Here is a 12,920-nt window from a genome sequence, read left to right on the forward strand (position 1 = left end):
TTGCAGTGACTTTAAGGGGCAATTTATACCGCGATTTTAGCCGTTAACTATTTTTGTATTTGCTATCAGATGAGTCAACAAATAGCGCTCTAATACTTTTAGCTAGATTAAAAAACTGTTCCTTAAATGGCGTTTTGATCTTAAAATTTAAGCCGCTAAAAAGGATTACACCTTCCACATGTAGGATAGGACTATGTTGGCTATGGTGACTGGCTGTATGATTTTCGACGCCACTAAAAATACTGACGGTACTGGTATTAACATTTATTTGCTCAGGTAAGAAAAACTCATTGCCAGAAAACAGACTATAGATCTTGATGTTGACATTAGGGCTTTGAAATTTTGCTTGGCTGAAATCTATTTCACTCCCTCCAAATAGACTATAGATGGTGATGTTATTTGGCACTAACCAAGTTCCACTCACTTTTTCGCTAGAAAAATGGTAAACAAGTTTTTTTGGTGCTCACCTTTTATCGTACTGTATTGCACTGCACTTGCTTGTTGTCTTAAGGCTTGATATTGGCTATCCGTTTGTAACTCTAAATCTGCAACAAGGTCGACTAATTCTTGATTGGACTGACTGTCCATCGCTTGGTCCAAACGGCGTTCAAATGCCGTTTCAGATAACTCACCATGACTATAATTGAACATGAGTTGATCAATGACCTGTTGTCTGACTGTTTCTATTGGGCGATCTTCTAGGTTGACAGGCATGGTAGCTCCCTATAATTTTCGATGGACGATAAGCTTAAAGCAAGAGCTATACCAGTATAATAAAAACAATAAGTTAACTAGAATGATTGTTATATTCATTAAATATTTTAGTGAAATTTACAATATAATAATTGTTTTGACCAACGTCATTCTAGTGCCTTAAATTGCATACTACCTTGCTTGGCTAACCCTTGATTGACCACTTTGAGCGTTTTATTTTTACCTTGCTCAGTAACATACCATGCATACCAATATTGGCCTTTACTGTCTTGATACCATGACTCATGCGTGGTTAGTTGTTGTTTAGTTATTCCCTGTGCCAAAGCTGCTTGGCCTGTAATACTTTCGAAAGATTGATATCGGTGGTTAACCAAGGTGGTAATTTCAGTTTTACTTTGGCTGTGGATCATATTGTCAGCATTTAATTTAATGGGTTGTGTGTTCAAATTGCTGGCATGAGTTTGAGTTGGGTGATGATGTTCAGGCATTTCAGCCCACACATTAGGTGCCAATAAACTGATAGCGGCGCTGACAACTCCATTTAACAACATTTTGGGTGGCATAATATGCTCCGTTGTTTATCTAATAAGTGACACTGATGTCATATTATTAGTGAATATCCATTTCATTTTTATGTCTCAGTGACCAAGCTAACCAGATAAATCAGTGAAGGCAATATAAGACGTTTGTCTTATAAATGAATATTATGATTTTCTTAATTGAATGATTTTAAAGATGAATAACAAAACTAAAAAAACTAATATCAATGCGTTAGCTACGAAAAATGAATGGATAAAATGTTGCAGAATTCAGTGTTCTAAATTGAGAACTTGCTAGTTTTTAATTGGTTCCTATAATGCTGAAAACCGGAGCGCCCATAAACGCTCCGGTTTTTTTGTGCCTGAAATAAACTCAGGAAATTAATATATTGCCGATAAAATTATACTTTTGTCGGCGGTTTTGCTGCGCGCAAAATCCGATGTGAGGAATGAAGTAATGCGTATTGAACAAGATTTGAAGTTAGGTTTTAAAGATGTACTTTTCCGTCCTAAACGTTCAACGTTAAAAAGCCGTTCACAGGTTGATTTAACGCGTCACTTCACTTTTAAACACAGTGGTCTAACGTGGTCAGGTGTGCCAATTATTGCAGCAAATATGGATTCAGTGGCTAGCTTTGCTATGGCGGAGAGTCTAGCGAAACATCAAGTAATGACGGCCGTTCATAAGCATTATTCAGTGGCGCAGTGGGCTGAGTTCATTGCATCGCAACCTGCTGAAGTACTTAAACATGTCATGGTTTCAAGTGGTACTTCTGATGCTGACTTTATTAAGTTAGGCGAGATTTTAGCGTTCTCAAATGATATTCAATTTATCTGTATCGACATTGCTAACGGTTACTCAGAGCATTTAGTGGATTATGTGCGTAAAGTGCGTGCAGCCTTCCCTATGAAGGTCATCAGTGCCGGTAACGTAGTGACTGGCGATATGGTTGAAGAGCTTATTCTTGCAGGCGCCGATATTGTTAAAGTGGGTATTGGCCCAGGTTCAGTATGTACTACTCGCGTTAAAACCGGTGTGGGTTACCCGCAGTTATCGGCCATCATTGAATGTGCAGATGCTGCGCATGGTCTAGGTGGTCAAATTATCGGTGACGGTGGTTGCAGCTGTGCTGGTGACGTGTCAAAGGCATTTGGTGGAGGCGCCGATTTTGTCATGTTAGGCGGTATGTTAGCTGGTCACACTGAGAGTGGCGGCGAAGTCGTTGAGCAAGATGGCAAAAAGATGGTTAAGTTTTACGGTATGTCATCACAATCTGCAATGGCAAAGCACTCTGGTGGCGTTGCTAAATACCGTGCAGCTGAAGGTAAAACAGTATTATTACCTTATCGCGGCAGTGTCGATAATACCATTTTAGACATTATGGGCGGCGTGCGTTCTACTTGTACTTATGTGGGGGCTGCGTTCTTAAAAGAGCTGACCAAGCGTACTACTTTTATTCGCGTACAAGAGCAAGAAAATAACGTATTCGGTAAAGAATAACCTTTGTTGTTAAGTCGCAAGTTTGTTTGTGCTGAGCAAAAAACTCCCGTCTAGAATATTAGACGGGAGTTTGTTTAGTTATTACCTAATTAACTTGAAATTTATAATCAATTCCTAGCCAGTAATTACGGCCTTCTTCCATAAAACCTTCTGTATATGCATAATTTTTATCAAATAGATTGTTGACCGATGCATTTAGCTTTAAACCTTTAAGCAAGTCGTAATCAAATTTAATGCCAGTAACAGCAAAGCCTTTAGCGACTTGAGTCCCTGCTGAGTTACTAAATGATTGTCCTCTAACTTCTTCTATAACGGTAAAATTTAAAGTGTCAGTAAGTGCTAACTTAACCCATGCGTAGGCTTGCTGTGTCGGTAGCCCCGTTACATCGATATCAAATTGTTTTACATCACTGTGAATGTAACTATAACTAAAACCAATATCTGCAATATCAGTAATTTGACCATATAGCCCAACATCAAAGCCCATATAGTCGACCTTGCCACTATTACGATTTTGAATAACATCGGCACTAATATTGTGAATTAAAATTGCGTCACTGATTTGGTTGTAATAACCACTGGTTTCCAGCTTCCAGCTATCTGCAATTTCAGCTTTATAAGTTAACTCAAGATTTTTAGCCCGTTCTGGTTGTAAAAATGGATTGACCAATGCCGTTTGACCATAGGCTGGTCGATGAGTGGTATAGCGCTCTTTTAATGTAGGAAAGCGGCTTTTATCAGAAAAAGACAGTTCAATTTGATCGCTATTCTCAAGTGTATAACGAGCCATTAATTGCCAGTTAAAAGCAGATTGATTATTGTCATCATAGACAGTGGTACTGCCATTCTTGTTGAATTTAAAACCTTGTAGGCTTTTGCGTGTGTCATAACTGACTCCGCTGACAACATCAAGCTGATCGGTTGCAGTCCATTGGTATTCCATTGCACTTGACCAAGTGCGATCTTTATAATGGTCATAATCAGCATTCACTTTTTTTTGTTCCCGATGTACATCATCTTTCCAATGAGTGGCAAAAGAGAGCATATCGCTGTCACGCATATTAATACTCAGCTGTAATCCAGCACCATTACTAAAATCGTCATAATGGCTATATGCTCCTTTTTGATGCTGTAAATTAGCTAATGATTTATAAATGAGTAAGGTATTTTGAAAGCTATCATGGTATACACGACTTTGCAGCGACACCCGTTGGCTGAGCTGAGTATAACCACTGAAATATATGCTTTCTTTATTATATTGTGGCCATTGCCAGTAGCTTGAAATCGCTTTGGCATCATCACCTGCATAGGGAGGGCTATTTTTCTCACCATTTTGATGAATATAAGTCAGAATATACTCATCACTGTCATTTGGGGTGAAGCCAATTTTAGCCATGCTGCGATCATCATGAAAAGCTGAGTTAGCCCGTTGACCGTCACTGCCTGCGACTGGATTGTTAACATCATCAGGTAAACCAGAAAAATCTTGGTTCAATTTATTAGCGCTGAGTTGCACAAATCCCAAATCGCTTTTACCACCAATGGCGGCATCAACGCTGTAAGCATTATCTTTACCATTGGCCCAGCCTTGAGCTGCACTAATATGTCCCTCTAATTTATGTTCAGGCTGCCGAGTCGATAAGTTAATTGCACCCCCCATCATATTGGGACCTTGCAGCAGTGAAGCATTGCCTTTTGCAACTTCAATTGAGGCAAGATCAGATGCGAGAAAACGCCCTAAATCTAAAGTGCCATCATAAGGAACATAAATGGGTATACCATCAAAAAATAGTGGGACTTGACGGTTATCAAAGCCCCTTACTTTAACTTGTAACTCGTTACGACGACCGGACTTTTGTAAGCTCACGCCAGGCATGGTATTGAGTGCTTCTGCAACATTATGCAGGTTTAGATCTTTAATCGTATTGCGACTAATACTGTCTTGACTGGTGGTTAGTGGGCTGCCCCAAACCGTCACCACACCTTGGTCAAAGATCTGTTTAGTTGTTATGTTATTTTTATCTGTAATGGGGTCAGAGGTATCGGTAGCAGCAAGTGCAGGCTGAGCGGCTAAAATAGCAGGCAACAAACAGCATAACTTGTTCAATCTCATTTCTAATTCCTTTATGTGTAGGCGTAATGATGCGGGGATAAAATTGTGGGTTAGGCTAAATCGACTTTGTCCCAATAAACCATGGCCCAACCATGATTACCGGCAGAAATTGGCTTTCCTTGTTGTTTGTGCTGGGCGTAATACTGTTGTAACCGCTGTTTTTCAAGTTCGGTTAATGCCCCTAATGACCAACTGACACTATGTTCAAAGCGGTCATAATCAATGGCTTGTTGATGAGTGTTCGGGCTGTTGATGTAGTCGACCTTGGGATTAATTCCCAGTTGCGCTAATACATTGATTGCATATTGATAATTGGGCAAGGTGACCACTTCACGGCCAATGGCACGAATAATTGCAGGGTCAATAAATGTTGGTGCGATAGTGTGAGTGGTGTAAACCCTTAAACGAGCATGTTGATTTAATTGATACATGGCTTGCTTGAGATCGCCAACCAAGGTAGAGCGAGACGCGACGGTAATATCACAGCGAGGAATATTGCTCCAATCATCCTCCCAAGCATGTTGGATGAGAGTGATATTGTTGACTCCCATCTGTTGAGCGCGGCGACGGCAGACGGCAAGCATTTTGGTGCTGTAGTCTAAGCCATATACCTGTTTAAATTTATCTGCCACGGCCACACAAATGGAGCCCGGCCCACAGCCCATATCTAGTAATGATTCGGCATCAGTAAAGTCCATCATAGCGATAAACTGTTGTAAGTAGGGGTCATTAGGATTCGCGCATACTTGAGCCATCTCCTCTGCTCGATTATCCCAATGATCGGCAGTTTTATGGCTACGATTAGCGCGTTGTAAATGTTCGCGATACATTGCATTAAAGTCGATTTCATCAATTATCATGGTAAGACCTTTGTGTTAAATAAAGGAGGGGTAACACCTGAAAGATGGCGTTCAATTGAGTGTTGACTGACGCCATAAAGCTTGGCTAATTCAAGCGCGGTAAGTAATGCTGAGGGTAAACCTTGGATAGCATGGGTATGTTTATGCAAAATCACTACGCTATCGGCCACGAGTTCAGCATGTCGAGGATGATGAGTTGACATCAATACCGCGATACCTAATTGTTTTAACTGTTGAATTTGATTCAGCAGTTTTATTTGATTACCAAAATCAAGGCTAGCAGCGGGCTCATCCATAATTAATAATTTTGGAGACTGAGTTAATGCTCGAGCAATTAATACTAATTGCCGTTCGCCACCACTAATTTGATCAATCTGTTGTTTGGCTAAATGTTCAATCCCGAGGATAGCTAATGCTTGATAGGCACGTTGAGTGTCTTGAGTTGAGGGGGTCGCAAACAAACGGAGTCTGGCTTGGCAACCCATCAGCACCATTTGTAATACGCTAAATGAAAAACAGTAATGCTGTGCTTGTGGGACATAAGCTATCTGTTGTGCCAACTCTGGTGCTGACCATTGAGATAACGGTTTTCCCGCAATATAAATTTGTCCCGTTAATGGGGCTTGTAAGTTTAATATGGTTTTTAATAAGGTGGTTTTCCCACTGCCGTTTCGCCCCAATAAGCAGACTATCTCAGCGTCTGCTATTTGAATGTTAATGTCAGTTGCAAGCTGCTGCTGTGAGTAGCCTATGGCTACTTGTTTGAGTTCGAGTAACATTAGCGTCGTCCTTGTCCACGAATGAGCAGAAAAATGAAAAATGGTGCGCCAATGCAAGCGGTTAAAATGCCTAGCGGTAACTCAATATCGACGAGAGTGCGAGATAAGGTATCTGTAAACAACAGCAGCGCAGCACCCGTTAACATTGACGTGGGCAGGAGCTGTCTAAAGTCTGCGCCTGCCATTAATCGGGCTATATGAGGCACGACCAATCCTAGCCAACCAACAATTCCCGCGAGTGATACCGCAGCGGCGGTCAGTAGGGTTGCAGAAGCAATAAAGATTAATCGAGTTTGACGCACATTAATGCCAAGTGTTTTAGCTTCATCATCAGGCAAACTCAGGAGGTTCATGCGCCAACGTAATAAAAACAGCGGTAATAAGCCGATTAAGATGAGAGGCATTGTTGCTTGTAAGTCTGACAAACTAATGCCAGACAATCCGCCCATTAACCAAAATGTAATCGAGGGTAATTGACTATAAGGATCGGCCAATAATTTGATTAATGAGATCCCCGCACCACATAGTGCTGCTAAAGCAATACCGACCAACACCAGTGATAGCATAGGGTCTCGCTGCTGGCTAAGCCTTGCTATAGCGCAGACTAATAACACCATCAACATACCGGAACCAAATGCCAGTAGTTGGATCATTAACATAGATTGATCAAGATAGATCCCAAGTACTGCGCCCAGTCCAGCTCCCGCAGAAACCCCTAAAATATCTGGTGAAACTAACGGATTGCGAAACATGCCTTGATAAGCGGCTCCAGCAGCAGCAAGACCTGCACCAATCATAATCGCGGCTAAAATGCGTGGTAGACGTAAATGCCAAAATACATTAGCCGCACTGTCATTGATGTCGTTACTGTGTTGACTGAAAAAATGCAATAACAGCATGCCTTGTTGTTGCAAGCTCAGAGGGTATTGACCACTACTGAAAGCCAGTAGTAATGAACCGAGGCAGACACAAATAAGCAGCGGATATTTGATGTGAGTTAGGGTCATATAGCGAGTAGCTGCCTTACTTGTGGTAGTGATAATTGGCTTTGGTAAAAATGTTCAAAAAATTGCTGAACATCTAATTCGACTTGTTGAGGGGAAATATTCAAAAGACGATTTTGCAAGTATTGCAACCCAAGTAATCGATTGATCCCTGGCGGAGTATCAAGCCAGCCGAAAGGCTGATTGCTAAATACTAAGAGTTGATTAGTTTTAATCGCTCGAAGTGAACGCCATACTGGGTGATGTTGAATATGTTGCGCAAATAATGGCTCCTGAGTGATGATAACATCAGGATCCCATTGAATAATTTGCTCCATAGAGACCTGTGCTAAACCATAAAAATGTTGGCTTTGAGCAACATTTTTTAAACCTAACACTTCTATTGCCTGAGTATGAATAGAGCCAGATAAACCTGTTTGTTGGCCATTAGGACTGCGAGCAAAATAAAAGCTTTTACTGCTATGTGTCGCCGCATAATGGTTAGCATTATTAAGAATATTATTAGCTTTTTCAGCCAAGATATTAGCTCTTGTCTCTAGCCCTAATACTTGTCCCAGTTGTTGTAGTTGTGCCGCGCTATCTTGCAAATTACCGTCAATTAATAGGGTATTGATACCCGTTAATTGTTGTAATCGGTGCGCGAGTGATAAGTGCGTGTTGGATACATTGCCACAATCAACGATTAAGTCTGGTTGTAGCTGGAGTAGTGACTCTAACGACAGCAAGGTATTTTTACCTGATAAACGTCCTAGTTTGGGCTTATCAAAAATAGGGTTGGTGAGTCCAGCGCGAATGAGTGCCGCAGGGTTTTGGTTGGCATAACCTAAAAGTTTTTCCGGGCAGAGTGCCATTAACAGCGAATCTGCAGGGCCACCGGCGCTGACGATTCGTTGTATTTTATTCGCTTGAGGCAGTGAAAGTCCGAGCTGGTGGATTAATTGAGATTGATTTTTGCATAAGCGAGCTTAGGCAGGAGAGAGCAAATCCCAACACCGATGCAACCCGCTAAAAAATCTCTTCTATCCATTATCATCACTATCCAATATTTTAAAGCGATATATACTAAGTTATATATCGAGTGCGATAGAGTACGTTGAACCTAAAAAAAGTCAACCAACCGAGTTCACACTTTTAACAACTTGGACTTAAAGGTAATTGAAATGTAATGGCTAAAAAGAGCTTGGTTTTAGCATAAATAAAGCTTAAATAGGCTTTAATTAGATTGCCAATAGCCGCTTTAATATTGAACAATCTAATTAACTAGAGGAGGGATGATTTAATTAATTCGCTTGATTTTTACTTTTGCAACGGCAGCTTGCCAACCATAATCAAATCGGCTTAAGTCTGCTTCGCCGTGAATGCCTGGACTTGGGTAAACGTAGCCTTCATCGGATGCTGCTGGAACTGAAAATGGGTTGCCACCACATTGTGGGCCGGGAATATCGCTACATAATTCGCTATTGACCTCGGTGCCGGCATCATAGGCATGCATTCGATAGTGCACCACTTGGCCTTTCTGTTTTGGTAGTTTTTTGCCGCGCAGTGACACCATGGTGTCATTGGTGGGCAGTAGCATAGAAATCAGGCTCAAATGATTAAATCGAGCTTGGCCATCAATTGTAAAAGTCACACTTTGACCATGAGTTAATAATCCTGCACTTGCAGCCGTGCTGGCAACGCTATAGGTATTATCTAATTCATCTTTTAAGCCGCTGATATCGCCACCTTCGGCGACATTGGCAACATTGTCAGATGCCGCATGCCCTAATCTGAATAGTTGCATGCCTTTTTTATGGGTCGCCCCTAAAAATGGGGTGAAGGCAATGCCTTTAGTTAAATTGGTAACGGTGACTTCATATACTCGTTGATTATCCGCAAAAGCCGATGCGGATGCCGCTAAAGTGAGGATTAATAAACTTGATTTAATGGTATTATTCATAACAAGGTTCTCATATTTATAGTAGGGATTATTTATTTCTCTTTGACTATAAAAAACGTTTGTCACGAATTTCTCACAGAATAACTATTTTTTAATCACAGCAGCTTATAAATATATATAGGCATTATTATCCAATATAAATTTAATTAAGTGATATTGGTCAATGTTAATAACAAAAACGTGATATTAAGTAGTTGACCATTAGAGCATTAATGGTCAACTAGCGTTAGTTTATTCCAAGTTTTTTCATTTTACTGCGTAGTGTGTTGGGATTAATATCTAATAACTCAGCAGCACCTGCTGGACCATATAATTTCCCTCCTGTAATTTTTAAAGCATGCTCAATATATTTTTTTGTCATTTCATCTAGTGGAATAAGTTGATTTGTGACATGACTAGGATCAACGATAACTGTTGTGTCAGTCACTTTATTAACGAGTATGGTTGAATGATTTAAAAAATCGAAATTAAGCGGTTTATTAGCTGCTTGAATGACTGCTCGTTCAAGTACGTTGATTAATTCTCTTACATTACCGGGCCATGAATATCGCTGTAATTGGGTTAATTGTTCAGTTGCAATTTGCGGTAAGCATGGCAAATTAAATTTAATTTGCAGTTGTTCTAAAAAGAACTGAATCAGTAATGGGATATCTTGCTTTCTCTGTCTTAATGCAGGAATATCAATTGGAAATACCGCTAATCGATACCAAAGATCTTGCCTAAATTCGCCATTGAGCACCATGGTGTATAAATCACGGTGAGTGGCTGCAATAACGCGAATATCGAGTTGGACTGACTCAGTACTACCCACTCTAGTAATGGTGTTATTTTGCAATACGCGCAATAGTCTAACTTGGGCACTTAGCGGTAACTCGCCTATTTCATCTAGAAAAATAGTGCCGCCATTTGCTTGTTCAAAACAACCTGCTTTACGGGTTTCTGCACCAGTAAATGCCCCTTTTTCATAGCCAAATAGTTCTGAATCAATTAATGATTCAGGGATTGCACCACAGTTAATTTTAACAAAAGCTCGATCGTGACGATTAGAGGCTTGATGGATACTATTCGCAATGACCTCTTTACCACAACCTGTCTCACCGAGTAACAATACATGGGTATTGACTTGGGCAACGGCAGTTACTTGTTGCATCACTTGTTTTAAGCCACCATGTGCACCAATAACACCAAATTGCAGTTCGGTTTGAGTTGTAATGCTACACGGGTTATCAGCTAAAGTATGTTGCTGTAATTGGTTGCGATTTTTTAAATGGAAAGCATTAATAAATGAAAAAGTATGACTAAATGGTTCAATGAGTTGAGCATGGTAAGCGTTAAAGGCCGCGGCTTTTTTTGAATAAAAACCAACAACGCCTAAATGTGTTTGTTCACAAGTCATACGTAATAACATTATTGATTTTATATCGGGAAATACTTTTGGAGCGACATAATTAGTCACAGGATCTTGAGTTATATCATTAATAATATGAATTAATGGTCGCTGTGGATCTTGCAGTTTATCAATATATTCTTGTGGCAAAGGGATCTGTTGCTCTAGAAATTCAGCTGTTGATTTATTGGCATGAGCTAGAAATTGAATATCTTTATATTGAGGGCGATATTTATTGATGAATATGCCATCCATAGGAAGGTATTTAATCATAAGATCAAAATAATTTTTAAGTGACACATTTAATTCTAATGTGTTACATAGCTGTTGATTAGCTTCAAAGAATAAATTTTTTTCCATTCATATTTAGTTAATGCCGTTAATTATCGTGATCATAAATCGTTATATTTCGTGATTCCGTGCGTGAGTTCATAAATATGGCTGTTTTATTCATAAATAAATTACTTGGCATATTATTCGCTATATAAAGCGTAAATTATTAAATAGATGGATCCCCCATGACTGATAAAGCGCTATTAAGTAAAAGTCGCCGTAATTTATTAAAAGGTGGTGCCGCATTGGCGGTAACGAGTTTAACCTTAACCTCTAATTCGGTATTAGCCTCAGAGTCGACCCAATCACCCCAGTTTGATGAAGTGGTAGATGTCATTGTCGTTGGTAGTGGCTTTGCTGGTATGGCAGCTGCCTTGCAAGCCAGAGAAGCCGGTGCCAGCGTGATGGTTATCGATAAGATGCCTGTATTTGGTGGCAACTCTACGATTAACGGCGGCGCAATGGCCGTGGCGGGAAGCCCACTACAAAAGCAAGCCGGTATTCAAGACAGTGTTGATGTGATGGTTGCCGATATGTTGGCGGCTGGACGTGGTATGAACGACGTTGAGATGTTGCGTTTAATCTGCAATGGCACTTCTGAGTCTTGTGATTGGCTAATGGCCCATGGAGTGCAATGGAAACCATTTGTGCAGCACTTTGGTGGACATTCAATTCAACGAGTATTGCAGACCAAAGAGAGCTCGGGCGCTGGCATCATTAGACCGTTAATCAAAGCGGCGCGCCAAAATGGCGTGGATATGCGTAATCAGGTCAAAATGGAGCAGTTTATCGTTGATGATAATGGTCGTGTGATTGGTCTTCAAGTACGTGAAAATCATTTCTATAAGAAACCTAATTCAGGTTTAGTTAAGCACCTTGGGGCTCGCAAAGGGGTGATTATGGCGAGCGGTGGTTTTTCTCGTGATATTGAGTTTCGCATGATGCAGATGCCAGAGCTTAATACCGATTTAGACTCAACCAACCACGCTGGGGCAACCTCAGAAGCATTAAAACAGATGATGCTGATTGGTGCTAACCCGATTCATTTAGATCAAATTCAATTAGGACCTTGGGCCTCACCAGACGAGAAAGGTTTTGGCACCGCATCTCAGTTCAATACGATTGCGACTTATCCACACGGAATCGTAGTTGATGCACGCAGTGGCGAGCGATTCTTTAACGAGCTGGCTGACCGTAAAGCGCGCGCTGATGCCATTATGACCCGTCGAGATGAGCAAGGACGTCCTGTTTATCCCATTGGCTTTACCAATGCGAAAGGCGCAGCTAAAGCGCAAACGCTAGAGTGGGGCATGAAATATAACGTTATTAAGAAAGCCGATACGCTTGCAGAATTAGCCGCAATTTATGGTATGCCTGCAGACAAATTAATCGCACAAGTTGAACGCTGGAATAACGCAGTAACCAATAAGCAAGATGAAGAGTTTGGCCGACCAATGCAAGAGGCTATTTTACTTGATAGCGGCCCTTGGTATGGCGTCCGCATGTGGCCAAAAGTGCACTATTGCATGGGGGGCGTCAAAGTAAATACCCGTTCTGAAGTGATGCATCTAGTCACCAATAAAGCCATTGCAGGTTTGTATGCTGCTGGGGAAGTTACTGGTGGCGTACATGGTGCAAGTCGATTGGGGGCTTGTGCGGTGGCGGAAGGTATTGTAACTGGCCGAAATGCTGGTCGAATTTGCGGTACAGCTGATGCTGCAGCGCTTAAAACTGCATAATTAATATTGGAA

12 protein-coding genes are annotated in these 12,920 nt (G+C 40.9%); 2 read left to right on the forward strand and 10 right to left on the reverse strand.

Annotated elements, in window-relative coordinates:
* Positions 1 to 43 precede the first annotated feature (43 nt).
* The 3 genes from JCM15074_RS23370 to JCM15074_RS01360 all read right to left on the reverse strand — a co-directional run bounded on the left by JCM15074_RS23370 (position 44) and on the right by JCM15074_RS01360 (position 1,277).
* On the reverse strand, positions 44 to 406 hold the full coding sequence (locus JCM15074_RS23370) for a hypothetical protein (protein ID WP_148300707.1): 363 nt from the start codon (positions 404 to 406) through the stop codon (positions 44 to 46).
* A 14-nt stretch (positions 407 to 420) separates the two neighbouring features.
* A complete protein-coding gene (locus tag JCM15074_RS23375) occupies positions 421 to 714 on the reverse strand; it encodes a DUF1707 domain-containing protein (protein WP_051536795.1) in 294 nt (97 codons plus the stop codon).
* 146 nt (positions 715 to 860) lie between these two features.
* Positions 861 to 1,277, reverse strand: coding sequence for a hypothetical protein (locus JCM15074_RS01360; protein ID WP_025819500.1), 417 nt, complete (start codon positions 1,275 to 1,277; stop codon positions 861 to 863).
* Positions 1,278 to 1,710: 433 nt separating this feature from the next.
* On the opposite strand from JCM15074_RS01360, the gene JCM15074_RS01365 reads away from it, so the two are divergent.
* A complete protein-coding gene (locus tag JCM15074_RS01365; protein WP_025819501.1) occupies positions 1,711 to 2,754 on the forward strand; it encodes a GMP reductase in 1,044 nt (347 codons plus the stop codon).
* Between the two features lie 85 nt (positions 2,755 to 2,839).
* Here JCM15074_RS01365 and JCM15074_RS01370 read toward each other — a convergent pair whose 3' ends face one another.
* The 7 genes from JCM15074_RS01370 to JCM15074_RS01400 form a co-directional block, all read right to left on the reverse strand.
* A complete protein-coding gene (locus JCM15074_RS01370; RefSeq protein WP_025819502.1) occupies positions 2,840 to 4,867 on the reverse strand; it encodes a TonB-dependent receptor plug domain-containing protein in 2,028 nt (675 codons plus the stop codon).
* A gap of 50 nt (positions 4,868 to 4,917) precedes the next feature.
* Entirely contained in the window at positions 4,918 to 5,727 is an 810-nt protein-coding gene (locus JCM15074_RS01375; RefSeq protein WP_025819503.1) for a class I SAM-dependent methyltransferase, read from the reverse strand.
* Positions 5,724 to 6,506, reverse strand: a complete 783-nt coding sequence (locus JCM15074_RS01380; protein ID WP_025819504.1) for an ABC transporter ATP-binding protein — start codon at positions 6,504 to 6,506, stop codon at positions 5,724 to 5,726. The genes JCM15074_RS01375 and JCM15074_RS01380 overlap by 4 nt, the downstream gene beginning before the upstream one ends.
* On the reverse strand, positions 6,506 to 7,513 hold the full coding sequence (locus JCM15074_RS01385) for a FecCD family ABC transporter permease (RefSeq protein WP_025819505.1): 1,008 nt from the start codon (positions 7,511 to 7,513) through the stop codon (positions 6,506 to 6,508). The genes JCM15074_RS01380 and JCM15074_RS01385 overlap by 1 nt, the downstream gene beginning before the upstream one ends.
* Positions 7,510 to 8,361: an ABC transporter substrate-binding protein gene (locus JCM15074_RS20405; RefSeq protein ID WP_051536796.1), complete on the reverse strand. Its 852-nt coding sequence runs from the start codon at positions 8,359 to 8,361 to the stop codon at positions 7,510 to 7,512. Before JCM15074_RS20405 ends, JCM15074_RS01385 begins: the two co-directional genes overlap by 4 nt.
* A 425-nt stretch (positions 8,362 to 8,786) precedes the next feature.
* Complete coding sequence (locus tag JCM15074_RS01395) at positions 8,787 to 9,449, reverse strand: spondin domain-containing protein (RefSeq protein ID WP_025819506.1); 663 nt, start codon at positions 9,447 to 9,449, stop codon at positions 8,787 to 8,789.
* 226 nt (positions 9,450 to 9,675) lie between these two features.
* Positions 9,676 to 11,196 carry a sigma-54-dependent Fis family transcriptional regulator gene (locus JCM15074_RS01400; RefSeq protein WP_025819507.1) on the reverse strand — a complete coding sequence of 507 codons (1,521 nt, stop codon included), beginning with the start codon at positions 11,194 to 11,196 and terminating at the stop codon, positions 9,676 to 9,678.
* Between the two features lie 158 nt (positions 11,197 to 11,354).
* Between JCM15074_RS01400 and JCM15074_RS01405 the strand changes: the two genes are divergently transcribed.
* The gene (locus tag JCM15074_RS01405; RefSeq protein WP_025819508.1) at positions 11,355 to 12,908 is read left to right on the forward strand and encodes a flavocytochrome c; all 1,554 of its coding nucleotides are present in this window, start codon (positions 11,355 to 11,357) and stop codon (positions 12,906 to 12,908) included.
* Positions 12,909 to 12,920 lie beyond the last annotated feature (12 nt).

The organism is Shewanella marina JCM 15074, from assembly GCF_000614975.1.
Classification (GTDB): Bacteria; Pseudomonadota; Gammaproteobacteria; order Enterobacterales; family Shewanellaceae; genus Shewanella; species Shewanella marina.